This is a genomic window from Mesorhizobium oxytropidicola (assembly GCF_056174625.1).
The window spans coordinates 6,679,192-6,699,682 of the sequence record NZ_CM149692.1 but is presented as its reverse complement, the minus strand read 5'-3'; the positions used below and the strand labels follow the sequence as shown (position 1 = coordinate 6,699,682).

The 20,491-nt window shown below is 63.2% G+C and carries 19 protein-coding genes and 3 pseudogenes; 17 read left to right on the top strand and 5 right to left on the bottom strand.

Annotated features, from left to right (window positions below; genetic code table 11):
* The first annotated feature begins 4 nt into the window (after positions 1–4).
* The 6 genes and pseudogenes from AC0V8S_RS33355 (at position 5) to AC0V8S_RS33330 (ending at position 5,706) form a co-directional block, all read left to right on the top strand.
* Positions 5–1,329, top strand: a pseudogene (locus AC0V8S_RS33355) (alanine racemase).
* Positions 1,330–1,373: 44 nt separating this feature from the next.
* Positions 1,374–1,718, top strand: coding sequence for a RidA family protein (locus AC0V8S_RS33350; RefSeq protein WP_475435820.1), 345 nt, complete (start codon positions 1,374–1,376; stop codon positions 1,716–1,718).
* A 3-nt stretch (positions 1,719–1,721) separates the two neighbouring features.
* Positions 1,722–2,732: a succinylglutamate desuccinylase/aspartoacylase family protein gene (locus tag AC0V8S_RS33345; RefSeq protein WP_475435819.1), complete on the top strand. Its 1,011-nt coding sequence runs from the start codon at positions 1,722–1,724 to the stop codon at positions 2,730–2,732.
* A gap of 34 nt (positions 2,733–2,766) precedes the next feature.
* Positions 2,767–3,947: pseudogene (locus AC0V8S_RS33340) on the top strand (hypothetical protein).
* A 69-nt stretch (positions 3,948–4,016) separates the two neighbouring features.
* On the top strand, positions 4,017–5,036 hold the full coding sequence (locus AC0V8S_RS33335) for an NADP-dependent oxidoreductase (protein WP_183456554.1): 1,020 nt from the start codon (positions 4,017–4,019) through the stop codon (positions 5,034–5,036).
* 301 nt (positions 5,037–5,337) lie between these two features.
* Positions 5,338–5,706, top strand: coding sequence for a hypothetical protein (locus tag AC0V8S_RS33330; RefSeq protein ID WP_475435818.1), 369 nt, complete (start codon positions 5,338–5,340; stop codon positions 5,704–5,706).
* 49 nt (positions 5,707–5,755) lie between these two features.
* Here AC0V8S_RS33330 and AC0V8S_RS33325 read toward each other — a convergent pair whose 3' ends face one another.
* The 3 genes from AC0V8S_RS33325 to AC0V8S_RS33315 all read right to left on the bottom strand — a co-directional run bounded on the left by AC0V8S_RS33325 (position 5,756) and on the right by AC0V8S_RS33315 (position 8,078).
* Positions 5,756–6,376: a helix-turn-helix domain-containing protein gene (locus tag AC0V8S_RS33325; protein ID WP_475435816.1), complete on the bottom strand. Its 621-nt coding sequence runs from the start codon at positions 6,374–6,376 to the stop codon at positions 5,756–5,758.
* A 7-nt stretch (positions 6,377–6,383) separates the two neighbouring features.
* Positions 6,384–6,560 carry a hypothetical protein gene (locus AC0V8S_RS33320; RefSeq protein ID WP_183456560.1) on the bottom strand — a complete coding sequence of 59 codons (177 nt, stop codon included), beginning with the start codon at positions 6,558–6,560 and terminating at the stop codon, positions 6,384–6,386.
* A gap of 195 nt (positions 6,561–6,755) precedes the next feature.
* The gene (locus AC0V8S_RS33315) at positions 6,756–8,078 is read right to left on the bottom strand and encodes an MFS transporter (protein ID WP_475435814.1); all 1,323 of its coding nucleotides are present in this window, start codon (positions 8,076–8,078) and stop codon (positions 6,756–6,758) included.
* A 214-nt stretch (positions 8,079–8,292) separates the two neighbouring features.
* Here AC0V8S_RS33315 and cyoA point away from each other — a divergent pair.
* The 9 genes and pseudogenes from cyoA to AC0V8S_RS33270 all read left to right on the top strand — a co-directional run.
* Positions 8,293–9,087, top strand: a pseudogene (gene cyoA / locus AC0V8S_RS33310) (ubiquinol oxidase subunit II); the annotation flags it as partial.
* 396 nt (positions 9,088–9,483) lie between these two features.
* Positions 9,484–11,481, top strand: a complete 1,998-nt coding sequence (gene cyoB, locus AC0V8S_RS33305) for a cytochrome o ubiquinol oxidase subunit I (protein ID WP_475438745.1) — start codon at positions 9,484–9,486, stop codon at positions 11,479–11,481.
* Between the two features lie 9 nt (positions 11,482–11,490).
* A complete protein-coding gene (gene cyoC / locus AC0V8S_RS33300) occupies positions 11,491–12,117 on the top strand; it encodes a cytochrome o ubiquinol oxidase subunit III (RefSeq protein WP_475435812.1) in 627 nt (208 codons plus the stop codon).
* Entirely contained in the window at positions 12,114–12,491 is a 378-nt protein-coding gene (gene cyoD, locus AC0V8S_RS33295) for a cytochrome o ubiquinol oxidase subunit IV (protein ID WP_475435810.1), read from the top strand. Before cyoC ends, cyoD begins: the two co-directional genes overlap by 4 nt.
* Positions 12,488–13,309, top strand: coding sequence for an SURF1 family protein (locus AC0V8S_RS33290; RefSeq protein WP_475435808.1), 822 nt, complete (start codon positions 12,488–12,490; stop codon positions 13,307–13,309). The genes cyoD and AC0V8S_RS33290 overlap by 4 nt, the downstream gene beginning before the upstream one ends.
* Positions 13,306–14,655 (top strand): ATP-binding protein, encoded by a 1,350-nt coding sequence (locus tag AC0V8S_RS33285; protein ID WP_475435806.1) that lies wholly within the window; start codon positions 13,306–13,308, stop codon positions 14,653–14,655. Before AC0V8S_RS33290 ends, AC0V8S_RS33285 begins: the two co-directional genes overlap by 4 nt.
* On the top strand, positions 14,645–15,181 hold the full coding sequence (locus AC0V8S_RS33280; protein WP_475435804.1) for a response regulator transcription factor: 537 nt from the start codon (positions 14,645–14,647) through the stop codon (positions 15,179–15,181). The genes AC0V8S_RS33285 and AC0V8S_RS33280 overlap by 11 nt, the downstream gene beginning before the upstream one ends.
* Positions 15,182–15,281: 100 nt before the next feature.
* On the top strand, positions 15,282–16,544 hold the full coding sequence (locus AC0V8S_RS33275; RefSeq protein WP_475435802.1) for a DUF763 domain-containing protein: 1,263 nt from the start codon (positions 15,282–15,284) through the stop codon (positions 16,542–16,544).
* Between the two features lie 128 nt (positions 16,545–16,672).
* A complete protein-coding gene (locus tag AC0V8S_RS33270; RefSeq protein WP_475438744.1) occupies positions 16,673–17,311 on the top strand; it encodes an alpha-ketoglutarate-dependent dioxygenase AlkB in 639 nt (212 codons plus the stop codon).
* Positions 17,312–17,380: 69 nt separating this feature from the next.
* Here AC0V8S_RS33270 and AC0V8S_RS33265 read toward each other — a convergent pair whose 3' ends face one another.
* Positions 17,381–18,301, bottom strand: coding sequence for an AraC family transcriptional regulator (locus tag AC0V8S_RS33265; protein ID WP_475435800.1), 921 nt, complete (start codon positions 18,299–18,301; stop codon positions 17,381–17,383).
* A 157-nt stretch (positions 18,302–18,458) separates the two neighbouring features.
* On the opposite strand from AC0V8S_RS33265, the gene AC0V8S_RS33260 reads away from it, so the two are divergent.
* Both AC0V8S_RS33260 and AC0V8S_RS33255 read left to right on the top strand, forming a co-directional pair.
* On the top strand, positions 18,459–18,845 hold the full coding sequence (locus AC0V8S_RS33260; RefSeq protein WP_475435798.1) for a limonene-1,2-epoxide hydrolase: 387 nt from the start codon (positions 18,459–18,461) through the stop codon (positions 18,843–18,845).
* Positions 18,846–19,070: 225 nt separating this feature from the next.
* Positions 19,071–19,463 (top strand): limonene-1,2-epoxide hydrolase, encoded by a 393-nt coding sequence (locus tag AC0V8S_RS33255; protein WP_475435796.1) that lies wholly within the window; start codon positions 19,071–19,073, stop codon positions 19,461–19,463.
* Positions 19,464–19,604: 141 nt separating this feature from the next.
* Here AC0V8S_RS33255 and AC0V8S_RS33250 read toward each other — a convergent pair whose 3' ends face one another.
* Positions 19,605–20,390 (bottom strand): SDR family NAD(P)-dependent oxidoreductase, encoded by a 786-nt coding sequence (locus AC0V8S_RS33250; protein WP_475435794.1) that lies wholly within the window; start codon positions 20,388–20,390, stop codon positions 19,605–19,607.
* Between the last annotated feature and the right edge of the window lie 101 nt (positions 20,391–20,491).

Sequence of the window (20,491 nt, the reverse complement as noted above, 5' to 3'; positions counted from 1 at the left end):
TCGGATGACGCAAAACTCACCAGTCCCGCCGCTTGGCGTGCGCGAAAATTTTGTCCTCGACGACCGTATCCGCGGTGTGCCGCCCGGCACGGCCGGGCTGGACTCCAGCCTCGTCGGACAGCAGGGCTGGCGTCCGGCCGATGGCCGCATGGCACTGCCTGTGCTCACCCTCGACGAGGCGGCCTTCGCCGCCAACCGCGACCTGTTCCTGCGGTATGCCCGCGAACAGGGCGTCGCCGTCGCGCCGCATGCCAAGACACCGATGGCGCCCGATCTGGCCCGGTCGCTGGTCGAGGCCGGCGCCTGGGCACGACGGTCGCCGATATCCGCCAGGCGACGGTGATGCTCAAGGCCGGCCTTTCCCGGCTGATCATCGCCAACGAGGTTGGCGGCAGCGGTGGCGCCAGCCGTCTGGCAACGCTCGCCGGCGCCTGGCCGGATGCCGAGCTTCTCGTGTTCGCGGACTCGGTCGATGCCGTCAACGCGCTGACCGGAGCCTGGCGTGCCCATGCCGCACTCGCTCCCTTGCGTGTGCTGGTCGAGCTGGGCGCGGGCAGGGCAGGCGCGCGCACCACGGGCGAAGCCGAGGCGATTGCCGATGCGGTGATGACGACGGGCGGCCGCCTGCTGATCGCCGGCGTCGCGACCTATGAGGGGGCCGCCGCGCAGCCCGACGCCGGCCGCACCGACGCAGTGATATCAGACCTGCTGGCGATGATTTCGGACATGTTCCTGCGGCTGCGCGCCCGCCTTGGCAGCGAGGCGCCGCTTGTCGCGACAGCCGGCGGCTCGATCTTCTTCGACAAGGTTGTCGCCGCGCTGTCGCCTGTCGTCTCGCGGGACGGCAACGCCACCCTGGTATTGCGCAGCGGCGCCATCTTCTTCCATGACCACGGAACCTATGACCGCTCGCTCGGTGTGCTCGACGCCCGCCAGGGATTCGTCATCGGTGGCGAGAAAGCCTCCGCGCGGCAATCGTTCCGCCCGGCGCTGCGGCTGTGGGCCGAAGTGCTGTCGCGGCCGGAGCCGGGTCTTGCGATCTGCGGCATGGGCATGCGCGACGTGTCGTTCGATCAGGGATTTGCGGTTCCGCTCGCGATTCATCGCGCCGGCCAGTTGCATTCTGCCGCGCCGGTGGATGCCAAGGTCGTCAAGCTCAACGACCAGCATGCCTTCCTGGCGCTGGAACCGGGTACGGATCTGGCTGTCGGCGATGTCGTCGAGTTCGGCATCTCGCACCCCTGCACCTGCCTCGACCGCTACCGCGTCATCTTCGGCCTCGACGAGACCGGACATGTCCGCCATGCCTTCCCAACCTATTTCGGCTGACCGGATCCGCGCCGGCCCGGCAAAACAAACTGAAAGGATGCGATATGATCAAGTATTTCCAGTCCGGCTCCCGCATGTCGCAGGCGGTCGTCTATGGCGGCCTCGTGCACATAGCCGGCCAGGTGCCCGACAACCGCAAGGCCGGTATCGAAGCCCAGACCAGCGATGTGCTGGCCAAGATCGACGCGCTCCTCGCTGAGGCCGGCACCAGCAAGTCGAAGCTGGTGGCGGTCAACATCTTCCTGCCGCAGATCGGCGATTTCAATGCCATGAACAGCATCTACGACGCCTGGGTCGATCCCGAACGCCTGCCGGCGCGCGCCTGCGTCGAGGCGCGTCTCGCCGACCCTGACCTGCGCATTGAAGTCACCGCGGTGGCGGCGGTCTGAACCATGCATACCGGCCTCGTCCACACGCTCGACTTCGACCGCGATGGCAAGACATCAGGCCATCTCAGCATTCCGTTCTCGATCGACCGCTCGCCCTATTACCAGATCAAGGTGCCGATCTGCCTGATCCGCAACGGCGACGGCCCGTCGCTGCTTTTGATGGCCGGCAATCACGGTGACGAATACGAGGGCGAGCTGTCGCTGGCCAGGCTGCTGCGCCGGCTCGATCCGAAGCGGATCAGGGGCCGCATTACCATCCTGCCGATGGCCAATGTGCCGGCGGTGATGGCAGCCAAACGCTGCTCGCCGCTCGACGGCGGCAATCTCAACCGCGCTTTCCCGGGCGATCCGTCGGGCACGCCGACAAGCCGGCTGGCAAATTTCCTGGAGAGCGAACTCTTCCCTCGTCATGACGTCGTCTTCGACATCCATTCGGGCGGCACCTCGATGGAACATCTGCCGACTGCGCTGGTCGAGCGCAACACCGATCCCGTCCGCCACGGCCGCGGGTTGGAACTGATGCGCACGCTCGGCATGCCGTACGGCTTCGTCGCGGACAATGGTGAGGCTTCGCCGACCTCCATGGGCGCGGCACGGCGTGCCGGCGCCATCGGCGTCAGCGGCGAGTTCGGCGGCGGCGGTACCGCCACCGTCGATACGATGGCGATCACGGCGCGTGCGCTCGACAGTCTGATGATGGCGCTGGGCGTGGTCGACGCGCCGGTTCTCGGGCCAGCGTCAAAGCCTTCGGCGCCGACGCGGCTGCTTTCGCTGTCGCGGCACAGTCAGGGCATCTACGCCACCCGTCGCGGCTGGTTCGAACCCGCCGTCAGGCTGGGGGACAGCGTCGACGCCGGACAAGTGGCCGGCTGGTATCACGACCTCGAACGGCTCGATCTCGTCGAGGAAGCCCTGCATTTCGCCGAAGGCGGCATCGTGCTTTCGCGCCGGCTGCATACGATGTGCGAGGCGGGCGACTGCCTCATGCAGGTCGCCGAGCCGGTCGAGCGCTGACAGAATAGTTCCGCAAAACATCCACGAGGATTCCATGCAACAATTGTCCATGTGGACCTACCCCTGGGATGTCCAGGACCTGGGCCTGGAAACTGTCGAGCGCGATCTCGCCGAGCGCGCCGGGCTCAACATGATCAGCCTCGCCACTTCCTACCATGCCGGCCGCTTCCTGCAGCCGCGCAGCCCGCGCCGCAAAGCCTATTTTCCCGAGGACGGCACGATCTGTTCAAGCCGACCGCGGCGCGATGGGACGGCCTTGCCATCCAGCCCAAGGTCGCGGACGTGATCGCCGAGGGCGGCGATGTGCTTGGCGACCTCGTCCGCAGGCGTGAGGCTGGCGGGCTCGGCGTTTCCTGCTGGACGGTCTGCCTGCACAATACGCGCCTCGGCATGCTCCATCCGCAGGCCGTCACCCGCAACGCCTTTGGCGATGCCAATTACTACAATCTTTGTCCCTCGCATCCGGATGCGCGCGCCTATGTCCGTGCGTTGGTCGCCGATATCTCGCACAGCTACAGGCCGGACAGGATCGAGCTCGAGAGCCCGTCCTTCATGGGCTTCGCCCACGAATACCATCACGAGAAGGATGGTGTCGGGCTGACGCCTGAAGACGATTTTCTGCTGTCTTTGTGCTTCTGCTCGTCCTGCCTGGCCCGTGGCGCCGGCGCGGGAATAGATGGCGAGCCGGCGCGCAAATTGGTCACGCAATGGATCACGCAGACCTGCGAGCGCGCGGTGCCGCAACGGCGGTTTCCAAATTTTCCGGCGAGCGGCCTCGAGACATTCCGACCCTGGCCGGAACTTCATGCCTATCTCGAGTGGCGGTTCGAGCCGGTGACCAGCCTGGTTGCGGAATTGCGCGAGGTTGCTGACCCCAGGACGGCCGTCGTCATCATCGACTTGAAGGACGGCTGGCTTGGCGGCTGCGATCTGGCGGCACTGGGCAAGGTCTGCGACGGGGCGATCCTGTGTGCCTACGACATGCAGGTCGCCGATGTCGCGAGCCTGATAGCGGCCGGCCGGGCAGCACTCGGCGCGGAAAAATTCCTCGGCGCCGGCTATCGGTTGTTCTATCCGGAAATGGCCGGCCCCGACATGCTTGCGGCCAAGGTGAAGCCTGCGCTGGCATCCGATGTCGATGGCATCAATTTCTACAATTACGGCCTCATCCCCGCCGCGCGGCTAGACTGGATCGGTGTTGCCCGGCGACCTTGAGCCGATCACCAATGTGCCTCGCCATACGATAGGATCTTCGCGTAGAACGTCGTTCGAAGGGAGCACCCAATGTCGACTGGGACGAACACCCGCATCGTGCTGGCGGCGCGACCGCAAGGCCGGCCGAAGCCGAGCGATTTCCGCATCGAGTCCGTCGGGATCGCCGAACCGGGCGAGGGCGAATTGCTGTTGCAGATCCTCTATCTGTCGCTCGACCCCTATATGCGCGGCCGTATGAACGCCGCCAGATCCTACGCCAAGCCGGTCGAGATCGACGGCGTGATGGAAGGCGGCACCGTTGCGCGTGTCGTCAGATCCCGCCATGCCGATTTCGCTGAAGGCGATATCGTGCTGTCCCACTCGGGATGGCAGGATTTCGCCCTGTCCGACGGGGTCGGCTTGCGCAAGCTCGACCCTGTGGCGACACCCGTCACCACCGCGCTTGGCGTGCTCGGCATGCCGGGCTTCACCGCCTATGCGGGCCTGCTCACGATAGGCCAGCCAAAGGCCGGCGAGACTGTGGTCGTGGCGGCGGCCAGTGGCGCGGTCGGCTCGGCTGTCGGCCAGATCGCACGTATCAAGGGCGCGCGCGCCGTTGGCATCGCCGGCGGCGCCGACAAATGCGCCTTCGTGCGCCACGAGCTCGGCTTCGACGCGGTCGTCGATCACCGGGCCGAGAATTTCGCCGAGCAGTTGAAGGCGGCCTGCCCGGATGGCATCGACGTCTATTTCGAGAATGTCGGCGGTCCTGTCTGGGATGCGGTGTTTCCCCTGCTGAACGAGTTCGCGCGCGTGCCTGTCTGCGGCTTGATCGCGCAATACAACACCGTCGCTGCTTCCGGTACCGACCGGCTGCCGACGCTGATGCAGCAGGTGCTTCACCGCAGCCTGACGATCAGGGGCTTCATCCAGCGCGAATTTGTCGACCAGCGCCCGGCCTTCTATCGCGAGATGGCCGGGTGGATCGCGTCCGGCCAGGTCCGCTACAGGGAAGATATCGTCGATGGCCTGGAGAATGCGCCGCAGGCTTTCCTCGGGCTTCTCGAAGGCAAGAACTTTGGCAAGCTCATCGTGCGGGTCGCGCAATAATCGTGTCGAGCGAAGCGTGTCGAGCGTCATGGACGGTTTCTACGGCGACCCCGTTTGGCAAAATCCCGTGCCAATTCCGCAGTGAATCCGGGTAATCGATGCTCAATTGGAAGGCATATTGAGCATGGGAAGCGTCGGCTGAAGGGCGTTTTTCCAATGCCACGGACATTTCCTCCGTTGTAGCGGAGGAAAGCGACGTGCGCTCCGGAATTGATGTTGTCGAAGCGGGATTTCGCGGCGTAGAGCTCCGCCATCGACGGCCTGCCGCTGCGGGACGTCTCTCAACCAGACGGAGCAGATCATGAATCCCGCAATGCAGATGCAGCCGATGCCGATGCCGATGATGAACAATATGATGCCGATGATGATGAGCCCGATGATGAATGGCATGATGCCGATGATGAACGGCATGAACCCGATGATGGGCGGCATGCAGATGAACCCGATGATGATGGGCGGGATGCCGATGCAGGGCATGATGCCCGCGATGATGTGCATGATGACCTGCAAGATGACCGCCACCGGCATGGTCTGCGAAATGACCCCGATGAACGACGCCTCGAAGGACATGTTCATGGAATGCTGCAAGCGCATGATGGCCATGAACGGCGCCGGCATGCCGATGATGATGATGTGCGGCGGCATGATGATGATGGGCTCGATGGCCTGATCGCCACCGCTTTGTCTTTGAAGGGGGTCGGCTCGCCGGCCCCTTTTGTTTATCCGACGGCCTCGACATAAGTCATGACGAGGTAGGCGATGGTCTCGCTGTCGCCGGTATTCCTGTAGCTGTGCGGGACATCCGCTTCGAACAGGATGGCATCGCCTTCGGACAGGTGATGCGGCGCCTCCTGGCCCGCCCGGATCTCGAGTTGGCCCTTGGCCAGGATGATGTTCTCGATCGTGCCTGGAGCATGCGCCTCGGCGTTTTCGGTGTGTCCGGCCGCAAAGCGCAACTCGTAGAACTCGACCTTCCGTTCCGCGTCGAAAGGAAACAAGGCCCGCGATGTGAATTTGCCGTCGACCGACGTCAGGATTTTCGCATGCTGGCGGCGCAGGACCAAGGTTCCTTGCACCTTCTGACTGTCGAGCAATGTCGCGAAGGGAACGCCCAGAGCCGTCGTGATCTTCCACAACAGGCTGATGCTGGGAGCGCTTCGGCCGGTCTCGATCTGGCCGAGCATGGCGCGGCTGACACCCGACAGCTTGGCCAACCGTTCGAGCGAATGGCCTTGCCGAGTTCTCAGCCTGCGCAGATTGCGTCCCAGGACCTGCGGCAGTTCACTGGCGGCGTCCCCGCTGTCGGCAAGTTCGATGACATTCGAAAAGGCGTCCGCCACGGCGATGTCAATTCAGCGTCGACGGCGTACCGACCCAATAGACCGGCATGAACCAGACCGGCACCCAGGCGACCGGCGCACCGGGCATCATGAGCGGTGCCTCCGGCGAACGCGTCGAATGCTGTGCATTGCGGGCATGACGGAAGGCATCCAGACTGACGACATTCGCAGCTTGCGCAGACATTTGTAGGCTTCCTGCATGGTCCCGAGGCAATGTCGAATATTAGCTGCTGGCCGGTTGGCCGGCAGGGTGCTCCATTCCATTTTTGTGGTTCTGGGGAAAATACGAATGCCGAATGGGGCAGGTAGGCGAGCATAGCAATGCGGCCCAGATCGCCCGTGCCGTCGGCCGCACTCCCCGTAATAGCGAACTGGCCGATCAGTCGGGCTGACGGTCCGCGGCCGGGCGGCGCCCGTCGATCCACAGCGCAAGCAATGTGCAGGCAGCACCTGAGAGCAGATAGGCACCGGCGGCGATGAGGCCGAAATTGCCGGCGAGCAGCAGGGCTGCGAGCGGCGCGAAGCCGGCGCCGAACATCCATGCCAGATCCGAGGTGATCGCCGAGCCGGTATAGCGATACTGCCGGGAGAAGCTCGATGCGACAACGCCCGACGATTGCCCAAAGCTCAGCCCCAGCAGGATGAAGCCCAGCACCATGAACAGCGCTTCGCCAACGGCGCCGCCATCCAGAAGCTGGGGGGCAAAGCCGCTGAATGTGGCGATGGCGATTGCCGAACCGCCGAGCAGCGCACGGCGTCCGACGCGATCGGCCAGCGGGCCCGATGCGACGATGGCCGCGATGCCGAACAGCGCGCTCACCGCCTCGATCATCAGGAAGCGTGCCGGCCCCTCATTGGTGAACAGGAACACCCAGGAAAGCGGAAACACCGTCACCATATGGAACAGGGCGAAACTTGCCAGCGGCGCGAAGGCGCCGATGACGACGTTGTGACCCTCGGCCCGGATCGTGTCCCTGATGCGCGTCGGCTGCAGGTCGCCGCTCTCATACAGTTTCGAGAATTCGGGCGTGACGACAATCCGCAGCCGGGCGAACAGTGCCACGACATTGATGGCGAAGGCGACGAAGAAGGGATAGCGCCAGCCCCAGGAGAAGAAATCGTCGGCCGACAGATTGGCGACGAAGAAGGCGAAGAGGGCGCTGGCCACAATGAGGCCGATCGGTGCGCCCAGCTGCGGGATCATGGCATAGAAGCCGCGCCGGTTCTGCGGCGCGTTCAGCGCCAGCAGCGAGGGCAGCCCGTCCCATGTTCCGCCGAGCGCCAGCCCCTGTCCGATGCGGGCAAGCGCCAGAAGCCACACCGCGACCGCGCCGATGTCGCCATAGGCCGGCAGAAACGCGATGGCGACGGTCGAAGTGCCGAGCAGGAACAGCGCGATCGTCAGTTTCGCGCCGCGGCCATAGGCGCGGTCGATGGCCATGAACAGCACCGAGCCGAACGGGCGCGCGACGAAGGCCAGCGCGAAGATGCAGAAGGAATAGAGCGTGCCGACAAGCGGATCGTGCGTCGGAAACACCAGCTTGGGAAACACGATGACGGACGCGATTGCATAGACGAAGAAGTCGAAGAATTCCGACGTCCTGCCGACGATCACGCCGACCGCGATATCACCGGCGCTGACCTGGCCATGATGCGAGCCGATCAGCTCGCTGTTCGTTTCGGCAGTCGAAGTCTGAGCCATCTTATCCGTCGCCACCGCGTGGAATGAACTGTCCGGGACCCAATTCTGGGGATTCCCCAAGGGTTTCATTGTGCACTGCACACTGCGCCAAAGGCATGCCGGCTGGGCATTGGACAAATTGTCCAATGTTACCACAGCGCCGCGGGCAGTAGCCCTTGATCGATACCGCACTGCAACATGAACGGTTGCGGCGGTCCATCGAGGGCAGCGTTTGATGAAACGATTTGGAGCCTTGCTTCTGTTTCCCCTGGCCGGGCTGTTGAGCGGCTGCGATCTGGTCGTACTGGCACCCGCCGGCGATGTCGCGGCCCAGCAGCGCGACCTGCTCGTGGTCTCGACCCTGCTGATGTTGGTCATCATCGTCCCGGTCATGGCGCTGACTGTCTTCTTCGCCTGGCGCTACCGGCAGTCCAACGCCTCGGCGACCTATGCGCCGGACTGGGATCATTCGACGAAGCTGGAACTGGTGATCTGGGCGGCGCCCCTGCTCATCATCATCTGCCTTGGCGCGCTGACCTGGCTCGGCACGCATCTGCTCGACCCGTACCGCCGCATCGACCGCATCGAGCCCGGCCAGCCCGTTACCCAGTTGCACAAGCCGCTCCGGGTCGAGGTCGTGGCGCTCGACTGGAAATGGCTCTTCATCTATCCCGACTACGGCATCGCCTCCGTCAACGAACTGGCGGCGCCGGTCAACCAGCCGATCGACTTCCGCATCACCTCGTCGGCGGTGATGAATTCCTTCTACATTCCAGCCCTTGCCGGGCAGATCTATGCCATGCCGGCGATGGAGACGAAGCTGCACGCCGTCATCAACCGGCCGGGCACCTATAGCGGCTTCTCGGCCAATTACAGCGGCGCCGGTTTTTCCGGCATGCGCTTCGCCTTCCACGGCCTGTCCGACCAGGCTTTCGAGCAGTGGGTGGCGCAGGCCAGGACCGCGTCGGCGGCGCTCAGCCGCGAGACCTATCTCGAACTCGAAAAGCCGAGCGAGAACGAGCCGGTACGCCACTATGCCTCCGTCGATCCCGACCTTTACGGCGCCATTCTCAATCTGTGCGTCGAGCGCGGCAAGATGTGCATGAACGAGATGATGTCGATCGACGCCAAGGGCGGCCTCGGTCTTGCGGGTGTGCGCAACACGCTGCCGCTGCAATATGACAAGCTCGCCCGGCGCGGCGCGGTGTTCGGCAACGATCCGTCCTATGTCGCCAGCATCTGCACGGCGGAGGAGGCGGCTGCTGCGGCGCGCGCTGCCAGCAATGCCACGCCGACGGATTGGCCGGCCAGGAATCTTCCCCGCTGCGCGGGGCGGGGCTGCTCAGGCCCGGGACCGAGAGCCGTCGCGCCGAGGCGGATACGCCGTCGCTCGGCCTGCTGCGGCGCGAATTGTGAGAGACAGAAGATGCCCGACACGCTGACCAAATTCATCTTCGGCCGTCTCACCTTGGACTCGCTGCCGCTGCACGAGCCGATCGTCGTCGCCACCTTCGTCGCGGTGGCGCTCGGCGGTATCGCCCTTCTCGGCGTCATCACCTATTTCAAGCTGTGGGGTTACCTGTGGCGCGAGTGGTTCACCAGCGTCGACCACAAGAAGATCGGCATCATGTACATGGTGCTCGGTCTGGTCATGCTGCTGCGCGGCTTCTCCGACGCCATCATGATGCGCCTGCAGCAGGCCATCGCCTTCAACGGCTCCGAGGGTTATCTCAATTCGCATCACTACGACCAGATCTTCACGGCGCATGGCGTGATCATGATCTTCTTCGTGGCGATGCCCTTCGTCACCGGGCTGATGAACTTTGTCGTGCCGCTGCAGATCGGCGCGCGTGACGTCTCCTTCCCCTTCCTCAACAATTTCAGCTTCTGGATGACGGTCGGCGGCGCGATCCTGGTCATGGCCTCGCTGTTCGTCGGTGAATTCGCCCGCACCGGCTGGCTCGCCTATCCGCCGCTCTCCGGCATCGGCTACAGTCCCGACGTCGGCGTCGATTATTACATATGGGCGCTGCAGGTGGCGGGCGTCGGCACGACGCTGTCGGGCATCAACCTGATCTGCACGATCATCAAGATGCGCGCGCCGGGCGTGACGATGATGCGCATGCCTGTCTTCACCTGGACGTCGCTGTGCACCAACGTGCTGATCGTGGCGTCCTTCCCGGTGCTGACGGCGGTGCTCTCGCTGCTGGCGCTCGACCGCTATGTCGGCACCAACTTCTTCACCAACGACTTCGGCGGCAACCCGATGATGTATGTGAACCTCATCTGGATATGGGGTCACCCGGAAGTCTACATCCTCATCCTGCCGCTGTTCGGCGTCTTTTCCGAGGTCACCTCGACCTTCTCCGGCAAGCGCCTGTTCGGCTACACCTCGATGGTCTACGCCACGGTGGTCATCACCATCCTGTCGTACCTGGTCTGGCTGCACCACTTCTTCACCATGGGCTCCGGCGCCAGCGTCAATTCCTTCTTCGGCATCACGACGATGATCATATCGATCCCGACCGGAGCGAAGATCTTCAACTGGCTGTTCACAATGTATCGCGGCCGGATCCGCTTCGAACTGCCGATGATGTGGACGATGGCCTTCATGCTGACCTTCGTCGTCGGCGGCATGACCGGCGTGCTGCTTGCCGTGCCGCCGGCGGACTTCGTGCTGCACAACAGCCTGTTCCTGATCGCGCATTTCCATAACGTCATCATCGGCGGCGTGCTGTTCGGCCTGTTCGCCGGCATCGCCTACTGGTGGCCCAAGGCCTTCGGCTTCAAGCTCGATCCGTTCTGGGGCAAGGTCTCGTTCTGGTGCTGGGTGGTCGGCTTCTGGTTCGCCTTCATGCCGCTCTACATTCTCGGCCTGATGGGCGTGACACGACGCATGCGCGTCTTCGACGATCCCTCGCTGCAGATCTGGTTCGTCATCGCCGCCTTCGGCGCGGTGCTGATCGCCTTCGGCATCGCCGCCTTCCTGATCCAGATCTTCGTTTCCATCCGCAAGCGCGAGGCGCTGACCGATCCGACCGGCGATCCCTGGGACGGCCGCACGCTCGAATGGTCGACCTCCTCGCCGCCGCCCGCCTACAACTTCGCCTTCACGCCTGTGGTGCGCGACAACGACGCCTGGTGGGACATGAAGAAGGCCGGCTACATCAGGCCGCTCTCGGGCTTCAAGCCGATCCATATGCCCAGCAACACCGGCACCGGTGTCATCCTGGCCGCCTTCAGCGTGGCGCTCGGTTTCGGCCTGATCTGGTACATCTGGTGGCTGGCCGCGTTGAGCTTCGTCTGCCTGATCGCCACCGCGATCGGCCACACCTTCAACTATATCAGAGACTTCCACATTCCGGCTGCCGAGGTCACGCAGACGGAGGAGGCGAGGACGACGCTCCTCGCCGCCCAGGGCTAGGGTTTGAGCATGGCATCGACAGCAACCATGGCCGGCACTGAACCGGTCTTCCATCTGGAAGAAGAGCATGCGCATGCCGAAGGCAGCAGCACCATGCTTGGCTTCTGGCTCTATCTGATGAGCGACTGCCTGATCTTCGCCATGCTGTTCGCGGCCTATGGCGTGCTCGGCGGCAACTACGCCGCGGGTCCGGCGCCGAAGGATCTCTTCGATCTCGACCTGGTGGCCGTCAACACCACCATGCTGCTTTTGTCCTCGATCACCTATGGCTTTGCCATGCTGACCATGGACAAGGGCCGCGTCGCGGCGACGCAAGCCTGGCTTGCCGTGACCGGCCTGTTCGGCCTAGCCTTCCTGTCGATCGAACTCTACGAATTCTCGCACATGATCCATGAAGGCGCCACGCCACAGCGCAGCGCCTTCCTGTCATCCTTCTTTACGCTGGTCGGAACGCACGGCCTGCACGTCACCTTCGGCACGGTCTGGTTGGTCACGCTGATGACGCAGGTCGCCCGGTTCGGCCTCACCGAGGCCAATCGCCGCCGGCTGATGTGCCTCTCGATGTTCTGGCATTTCCTCGACGTCGTCTGGATCGGCGTCTTCACCTTCGTCTATCTGATGGGAATGTTGCGATGAGCGCTCATGATCATGCCGACGGTCACGGCCACGCCCATGGCGGCGCCGCGCACGGATCGTTCAGGGGTTATCTGATCGGCTTCGTCCTGTCGGTGATCCTGACCGCCATTCCGTTCTGGCTGGTCATGAGCGGCGCCATCGACAACAAGCAGGCCACGGCCATCGTCATCATGGCCTTCGCGGTGGTGCAGATCGTCGTCCACATGGTCTTCTTCCTGCATATGAACACCGCCTCGGAAGGCGGCTGGTCGATGCTGGCGCTGATCTTCACGCTGATCCTGGTCGTCATCGTGCTGACCGGCTCGCTCTGGGTGATGTACCACCTCAACGCCAACATGATGCCGGGGCTTCACGACATGCGCGAGATGCCATGAGCCCGGCGCCGGGCGCGGGGAGGACCACTGCCGAAGCACAGATCGGGCAGACTGCCAGCCGCTTGCGTGCCGAGCCACGAAAGGACGCCGGCAGATCGCCCGCGTCGCGGCTTTTCCTCGCACTGCTCGGGCTCCTCGGCGTGCTGGTGTTTCTCGGGCTCGGCATCTGGCAGCTGGAAAGGCGGGTCTGGAAGCTCGACCTGATCGCCCGCGTCGACCAGCGCATCCATGCTGCTGTTGCCGATGCGCCTGGTCCAGAGAGTTGGAACGGGATGACGACGACCGGCTACGAGTACAGCCATGTGCGATTGACCGGTCGCCTTCTTGGCGGCGCCAACACGCTGGTGCAGGCGGTGACGGAGCTTGGCGGCGGTTATTGGGTGTTGACGCCGATGCGGACCGATCGTGGCTTCGTCGTGCTGGTCAATCGCGGCTTCATTCCCCAGGAGCGCAAGGCCGAGTTCGAACAAGAGAGCGGCGGCTTCGCTTCGTCGACCGTCATTGACGGGCTGTTGCGCATGAGCCAGCCCGGCGGTGGCTTCCTGCGCAACAACGATGTCGCGGGCAATCGCTGGTATTCGCGCGACGTCGCCGCCATCGCAACCGCACGCGGCCTGACAAACAACGTCGCCCCCTATTTCGTCGATGCGGAAGCATCCGGCGTGGATGGGTGGCCGCGCGGCGGCCTGACCGTCGTGACTTTCCGCAACAGCCACATGGTCTATGCTTTGACGTGGTTCACGCTCGCTGCGATGCTCGCCGCAGCCCTGGCCGCGCCGATCATCGGCCGCCGCTGGCGGCGAGGACAGGCACGATGAGCGTCCCGACCCAAACGCTTCGCAACGACAAATCCTTCGCGGTATCCCTTGCGGGTAACGGCGGCACGGTCTTGGATCCCGACGCCGCGAGCAGGAAGAACCTGCTCCTGCTCATCCAGCTGCGTTGGCTGGCGGTGGCGGGTCAGGTGCTGACCATTCTGGTGACGGAATACTGGTTCGATATCCCGCTGCCGCTGCCGGAGATGGCCAGCGTCGTGCTTTTCCTGGTTGGGCTGAACATCTTCAGCCTGCTCGCTTCGCGCGGCCAGCGCCCGATCAGCAACGCGCAGCTCTTCGTCGCGCTGATCTTCGACATGGCGGCGCTGACGACCCAGCTTTACCTGAGCGGCGGTGCCTCGAACCCGTTCGTGTCGCTCTACCTGCTGCAGATCACCCTTGGCGCCGCGCTGCTGACACCCTGGTCGACCTGGAGCCTGGTGGCCGCGGCTTCGGCCTGCTTCGTGTTCCTCACCTTCCAGTTTCAGCCGATCGCGATCCCGCATCACGGCGGCAGCGACCTGTTGGCCCTGCATATCAGGGGCATGTTCATCTGCTTCGTGCTGGCGGCCGGCCTGATCGTGATCTTCATGACGCGCATCAACCGCAATCTGCGCGAACGCGACGCCTATCTCGCCGATCTGCGCCAGCACTCGGCCGAGGAGGACCACATTGTGCGCATGGGGCTGCTCGCCTCGGGCGCCGCGCACGAGCTGGGCACGCCACTCTCGACCATCTCGGTCATCCTCTCCGACTGGCGCCAGATGCGCAGCGTTACCCGCAACCGCGAACTGGCCGGCGACGTCGCCGAGATGCAGGCGCAGATCGAACGCTGCAAAAGCATCGTGTCGGGCATCCTGATGTCTTCGGGGCAGGCCCGGGGCGAAGGCACGATCCGCACCAGCATCCGCCATTTCCTCGACGATCTCGTGATGGAATGGCGCGTCAGCCGCCAGCCGCTCAATCTTGACTACAGCAACGATTTCGAACCCGACGAGCAGATCGTGTCCGACACGGCGCTGAAGCAGGTCATCTTCAACGTGTTCGACAACGCCCAGGAAGCATCGCCCGATTGGGTCGGCGTTACCGCCGAACGGCAGGGCGAGAAACTGGTGATTGCCGTGCGCGACCGCGGCCCGGGTTTTGACGAGGGTATTCTGGCCGCACTCGGCCAGCCCTATATGTCGAGCAAGGGACGGCCGGGCGGCGGCCTTGGTCTTTTCCTCGTGGTGAACGTGGTTCGAAAGCTGGGAGGCGACTTTTCGGCGCGTAACATGGAGCAGGGGGCATGTGTTACGCTCTCGCTGCCGCTCGCGGCGCTGACCGATGGAGATGATCATGAAGCCTGATCGATCCCTGTTTATCGTCGAGGACGACGCCACCTTCGCGAAAACGCTGAAGCGCTCCTTCGAAAAGCGCGACTACGACGTCGTGGTCTGCCACGGCAGGGAAGACTTGGTTCGCGCCCTCGAAACAGCGGTTCCGGCCTACGCCGTCGTCGATCTCAAACTTGGCGCCGGCGGCTCCGGGCTGGAATGCGTCAAACTGCTCAGCGCCCGCGACACTTCGATGAGGATCGTCGTGCTGACCGGCTTTGCCAGCATCGCCACGGCGGTCGAGGCGATAAAGCTTGGCGCATGCCATTACCTGGCCAAGCCCGCCAACACCGATGACATCGAAGCCGCCTTCGGTCGGGCCGAGGGCGATGTTTCGGTTTCCGTCAGCAATCGTCCCACGTCGATCAAGAACCTCGAATGGGAGCGCATCCACGAAACGCTCGTCGAGACCGGCTTCAACATCTCCGAAACCGCGCGTCGGCTTGGCCTGCACCGGCGCACTTTGGCCCGCAAGCTCGAAAAACGCGTGGTGAGATAGCGGGAAGCGCTGCGGCCAATTCGAGCGTTAGCATTCAAAGCTTTCCTGCGCAGCCTGGTATGCCTATCTGTGTGGACAAACACCGGAACAGGCAACAGGCGTGGCGCAACGATCGGGCAGTGCTGATCTTCCACTTCACGGCGGACGCGTGCCGAAATGGCTGGGTGACCGGATGACGCGCCTTGGCGCCGTGATGTGCGAGGCGATCATCCATCATTATGGCCGCAACGAATTGCTTCGGCGCCTGGCCCATCCGTTCTGGTTCCAGTCCTTCGGCGCCGTCATGGGCATGGACTGGCACTCGTCCGGCATCACGACCAGCGTCGTCGGCGCCCTGAAGCGCGGCCTGACGCCGCTGTCGGGTGAGCTCGGCATTCATGTCTGCGGCGGCCGTGGCGCCCATTCGCGCAAAACCCCGCATGAGTTGGCTGCCATCGGCGAGCGCATTGGCTTCGACGGAGCGCGCCTGGCAACCGTCAGCCGGCTCGTCGCCAAGGTGGACAGTGCCGCCGTTCAGGACGGCTTCGACCTCTATCTGCACGGCTTCATCGTCACCGATGACGGCGACTGGGTGGTGGTGCAGCAAGGCATGAACGGCGACAGCAAGGTGGCACGCCGCTACCATTGGCTGTCCGAAGGTCTGAAGAGTTTCGTCGATCAGCCGCATGCCGCCATCGAAGGCGCCAACCAGGGTGAGATCGTCAACCTGACCGATCATCGTGCCGAGGCCTCGCGCCAAGGACAGCTGGATCTGTTACAGGACCTTGGGCCGGACCGCATCCTGCGGGAATTCGCTGCTTTGCATCCCAACACCGCACCGGCTCCGGAGCAGCCGCTGCTGCCGCATCTGGTCATGCCGGCCCACCACGATGTTCGCGAAAGCGATGTCGTCATGCGCCGCCTGCATGGAAACATGGCGGCCGCCGCCGAACGCGGCCCGGAGGATTTTTCCGAGCTTCTCCTGGTTCCCGGCGTAGGCGCGCGCACGGTGCGCGCGCTGGCCTTGGTCGCAGAAGTGGTGCATGGCGCGCCGTGCCGTTTTTCGGATCCCGGCCGTTTCTCGTTGGCGCATGGCGGCAAGGACAGGCACCCGTTCCCTGTTCCGCTCAAGGTCTATGACGAGACGATCGGCGTGCTGAAGTCGGCCGTGCACAAGGCCAAGCTTGGCCGCGAAGAAGAGATCGGCGCGCTGAAGCGGCTAGACGATCAGTCGCGGCAGGTCGAGCGATACGTCACCGGCCCCAGCCTGAAGGAAATCGTCGCTGGCGAATTCGACCAGTCGCACCTGCTGGGCGGCCGCAGTGTCTTTGGTTGGGAACCGGCGCCGGACCAGGCGCCTGTGGAGCAGAACAAGAAGGCGTGACGTCCGACCATTTTGGCACCCGACTGCTCCGCCAGACATGGTGCGGTTCCTTGCCATTGCCACCGGTGTCACGCACGGAAGAGCGGCTCGATATTGCCTTGCCGTCCAGCCTTCACCATCTACGCGGCATGTCGTCACTCAAATTGAAAGCCACCGGCCACACTCCGGCATTCCAGCATGATCTCTTTGGGGCTGCTGAGGACCTGCCCGAGGGTTTTGCCTACCAGCCCGGATTGATCACGCCGCAGGAAGAGACAGAGCTTGCCCGGCATCTTGCGGGACTGCCGTTCGAGGCGTTCGATTTCCATGGCCATCTTGCAAACCGGCGTGTCGTCGGGTTTGGCCTGCGCTACGATTATGACCGGCGCGAAGTCGTCGAGGCGGCGCCGATCCCTGATTTCCTGCTGCCCGTGCGCGAGAGGGTCGCAGCCTTTGCGCGCCGGCCTGTCGAGGCCTTCGCTCAGGTGCTGATCAATGAATACCGGCCTGGCGCCGGTATCGGCTGGCATCGCGACAAGCCGCATTTCGAAGATGTCGTTGGCGTCTCCCTGCTGGCGCCCTGCAGCTTCCGGATGCGGCGAAAGAGCGGCGACAAATGGGAACGCCGGACCATCGCCGTCGAGCCAAGGTCGGCCTATCTCATGACTGGTCCTTCGCGCAGCGAATGGGAGCACAGCATCCCGCCGCTAGCCGAGCATCGCTATTCGATCACCTTGCGGACGCTGCGGTCCGCAACCTTTGAGCACCGAGCCTGCGATGAAAGCTAGTTGACGAACTCGTAGTGGAGTCGCGCATCCCTCCAAGCCGTGCCCGGAGCATCGTCGCCGCCTACGACGTCAAAGGACGCGGTCTGGCCGAGCACCAAGCGATCTTGGCGGATCAATGCCCCCCAAGCCTGCCTTCGCTTTCTCGGTGTCCTGACCCGGCGGCGCTCCAAAGAGACGCTTGTACTCGCGGCTGAATTGCGAGGCGCTTTCGTAGCCGACCGCGAACCCCACCTCGGCTGCACCTCCTTGGTTTGCGATCATGCGGCGGCGGGCCTCGTGGAGCCGGATATATTTCTGATACTGAAGCGGGCTGACGGCAGCGACGGCTTTAAAGCGGTCGTAAAAAACGGATACGCTCATGCCCGTGAGCGCAGCGACCGCCTTGAAATTGAGGCGCTCGGTGTAATGGTCGCGGATCCAAGCCATGGCCTTTCGGATGTGCATCAGGCGCGAGTCAGATCCGGCAATCTGACGGAGCAGGCCGCCGTGCGGTCCCATCAGCAGCCGAAACATGAGCTCGTGCTCCAGAGACTGAGCCATGACCGGGATTTCGGTTGGGCGATCGAGTAATTCCAGTAGTCTTCCCCAAGCGCCCAGAAGCGACGCGCTCGCGGTGCTAACCCCGTATCCCGACCCAATCGGCAACTCTGGTATCGCGGCCATTTCAAGTACGAGATCCGACAGCAGGGCCGGGTCCAAAAACAGACCGACTGCGAGAAACGGTTGATCCTCTGACGCCTCACAGATCTGACCCAACGCAGCGATCTCAGCCGCGACGATCATGCTTTGACCAGGACCGTACTCAAACATCTTGTCGCCTATAAACATGCGCTGAGTTCCCTGGATCACCAGGGACGCCGCAGGATCGTAGATCAGCGGGTCGATCTCGGTTGTATGGTCGAGTGTGTAAGCGAACAGTCGCGGCAGTTGAAGGCTTTTACGCCCAGCGTGACGCACTGCGATGGCGCGGATCTTGTCGAGTTCGCTCATCAAGGCATCTTGACTCGATTGCCCAGAGTTATCAAGCATTCCGGAAAATCAGGCAATTGTAGCGGAAAATCCGGCATCGTGGCGTCACGGTTCAATGCCTATTTTCAGGCTCAACACCGAGGCCATAAGGCTTCTAAATCATCTAGGAGAAGCTGCCATGCCCACCCCGATCGAAACTGTATCAGCTTTCTGCGCCACATTCGTTGAAGACGGCGGAAGACCAGCCGTGCGTCGCTGGTTCACACCCAACACGCGCTGGGTCAACGAAGGCATTTCAGTCACAAAGGGCGCCGAAGAGGCCATTGCCATGATCGACGAACTGGAGACGTCGATAGGCATCTCCACGGTCCATATCGACATGCTCGCGATTGCGGCCGACGGATCTCGCGTTCTCACCGAAAGGCTCGACCGGTTCGAGCGTGCCAACGGCAGTGAAATCGGACGCGTGATGATCATGGGCATCTTCGAGCTCGAAGGCGACAAGATCGTCGAGTGGCGGGACTATTTCGACGTTACCGCCGTCCAGAAGTTCTCCGCCGGCTGAGACGCCGGCTTGCGAACGACGCGCTGGACGCGGAGATGGGTCATCATTCCGAATATTTACGAAAACCCCGACCACGCTGGTTGGCTTCGCTGACGCCAAATCTTCTGCATGGAGGCTGGAGGCTGCTCAGATGAAGCATGCGCTCATAACCCGGTCGCTGCGATGTTTTCCACTGTTGCTTTGGCTCAGCCGGGCGACAATTCTAACAAGATAGAGGACAGTAGAATGCCAACGCCCATCGAAATCGTCACCGCCTTCTCCGCTGCTATCTCAGAGGATGATGGCAAGGTCGCCATTAGGCGATATTTCACGCCCAAGACAGTTTGGGTCAATGAAGGTATTTCGAGCACTACTGGCATTGAAGAGGCAATCGCATTTTTAGAACGACCCAATAGATCCCCGAGCATCGCGGCAGTCCATTTTGACATGCTTGCTATCGCGGCAGACGGAAATCGCGTGTTGACCGAGCGACTGGATCGTTTTGTACGCTCTGATGGCAGCGAAATCGCCGCCGTCAAGTTGATGGGCATATTCGAAGTGGAGGGCGATCACATCGTAGCCTGGCGTGATTACTTCGACGTCAACGCCGCCAAGAAAATATCCGACGATAAACGCTAGGCTCAGGGCTCATTGATTAGAGCCAGAAGATGACGGCTGCTGCGATGCATATGACGGACAAGAGGGTGTGGGCGCACCTGTCTTAGCGAGTGACGGTGCGCCGCCAGTCTTTGAGTTTTGCCAAAAGGTTCGGTCGATCGTCTACTTCACGCCGATGCCGGCGGTCAGGCCGCCATCGATCTTGTAGTCGGCGCCGGTGCAGAAGCCGGCCTTGGACGAGCACAGGAAAGCGATGAGTTCCGCCACCTCTTCCGGCTCGCCGATGCGGCCAAGCGGATGCGCCGCGCCGAAGCGCCTGTAGGCCTCTTCGACATCGGCATCGCTGCCACTGTCGCCGCGCGCGGCTTTTTCCAGGATCGGCGTGCGGATCGAGCCCGGGCTGACCGAATTGACCCTTATGCCTGATGCCGCGTAGTCGAGCGCCAGCGAGCGGGTCAGCGTATGGATGGCGCCCTTGGTCGTGGCATAGGCGGCGACGTTCTGCTGGCAGGCGAAGCCTTGCACCGAAGCGACGTTGACGATGGCGCCGCCGCCGCGCTTGATCATTTCCGGGATGCCGAAATGGGCGGTCAGGTAGATCGATCCGACATTGACCGTCATCGCCCGGTTCCAGGTTTCCCAATCGGTCGTCGTCGCCGTGCCGTAGGGATGGACCGCGGCGGAATTGACGATGACGTCGATGCCGCCGAATTTCGCGACGCCGGCCGCAACCGCGTCGCGCACCTGATCGGAAACGGAGACGTCGACCGTTTGCACCAGCGCGTCCGCTCCGGCCTTGGCAAGGCTCTCCTGCATGGCGGCATTGGCGGCCCGGTCGATGCCGCAGGCGATGATCGCCGCACCCCCCTGCGCCAGCCGTCTTGCGGTGGCGAGCGCGATGCCGGTCGTCCCTGTCACCAATGCCACCTTGCCGTCGAAATCCTTCATCGCGGGAGCTCCTTCATGCGCTATCGAAAAACCTGGTTCTGAGTTTGACACTCATCGTAGTCAAACAATAGGTTGCCGGTCTCTCGCAAAAAGGAAAGTGG